This is a genomic window from Brasilonema octagenarum UFV-OR1 (assembly GCF_963888615.1).
Lineage (GTDB): Bacteria > Cyanobacteriota > Cyanobacteriia > Cyanobacteriales > Nostocaceae > Brasilonema > Brasilonema sennae.
In genome coordinates this window covers 2320-3570 of record NZ_CAWPKW010000246.1, presented here as the reverse complement: position 1 = coordinate 3570, position 1251 = coordinate 2320, and the positions used below count along the sequence as shown (strand labels likewise).

Genomic DNA, 1251 nt, shown 5'->3' with positions numbered 1-1251 from the left:
GGCACCGGGCCATCTTTGCCATCGAAAAACGCCTCTTCGGCAACACCGGCCCGCGACGGATCATCGTGCAGTCCCAACTCGATGGCCGTCTGCTGCGGGACTATTTCGGCGTGCCGAAGAGGCGTTTTTCGATGGCAAAGATGGCCCGGTGCCGCGGGTTCCACGTTTGCAGCCAGCGGTTCCACGGCTGCCGGTAATAGACGTTGACCCAGTGCGTTTGTAGCGGATCGGTGAGGCGATAGGTATCGAGACCATCCACGCGCGAGAGACCGTGCACGACGTCGAACTTTTCGTTGCGGACGACAGTGGCCGCATTGACGGCGAAGGTTTCGTTCTTCGTCCAGGAGGTCATGTGATTGACCGGAACATTCAGAAACGCGACTTCGTTGCGGAGATCGTCGTCGATCGCCTCGCCGACGATGGTGACATCGTGGCCGAGCTTCTGCAGTTGCCTGAACAGATTGACGCAATACCGCTCCGCCCCGGCTTTCTTCAGCGAACATTCGCGACGAACGATAGCGATCCGCATGGCACCGTTTTCCTCATGTCACTCGTTCCCACGCTCCGCGTGGGAATGCCTGCGGAGACGCTCCGCGTCGTATTTTTCTCTTCGTCGCTTTCCGCGCGACGCGGAGCGTCGCGACCGTGCGTTCCCACGCGGAGCATGGGAACGAGGTTAGGCTGCGCGCTGTTTCAATCCGGACAATTGGTGCATCACTTTCTCGAAGACTCGATCCACGCTCAGTTCGTTCATACAGCGATGATGCTTCAGCGGGCACGTCCGCTGCTGGCACGGGCCGCAGTCGACCTTGTGTTGCAGGTGAACGGCGAGCGGGGAATACGTTTCACTCCACGCGATGTGTGTTGGACCGAACAGAGTGATGACCGGCACGCCGAACGCGGAGGCGAAATGCCGCGGGCCGGAGTCGGTTGTGATCATCAGTTCGGCCTGTTGCACGACGGCTTTGGTGAGGCCGATCGTCAGCGGTTCGTCGGCGACCGTCACCACGCGCGGGGAATTCGCTGCAGTCACAATGGCGTGGGCGTCATCCCGTTCTCCGGGGCCACACGCGACCAGCACCGTGCGGTCTGTTTGGGTCACGATGCGCTGGGCCAGTTCGACGAATGACGCCATTGGCCAGTTCTTGGCGGGGCCGAACGCTCCGCCAGTGTTGAAGACCACAATCCGCTGCCGGTTCACGCGCGGATGTTTCGTCCAGAACGATTCCAGTGCGGCTCGATCACGCGGGG

At 61.2% G+C, this 1251-nt stretch carries 2 protein-coding genes; both read right to left on the bottom strand.

Annotated elements, in window-relative coordinates; translation table 11 throughout:
• Positions 1 to 100: 100 nt before the first annotated feature.
• A complete protein-coding gene (locus AC5590_RS20055) occupies positions 101 to 529 on the bottom strand; it encodes a glycosyltransferase (RefSeq protein ID WP_169268921.1) in 429 nt (142 codons plus the stop codon).
• A gap of 147 nt (positions 530 to 676) precedes the next feature.
• Positions 677 to 1251: glycosyltransferase family 9 protein (locus tag AC5590_RS20050; protein ID WP_211178802.1), on the bottom strand; the 575-nt coding region annotated here is incomplete at its 5' end.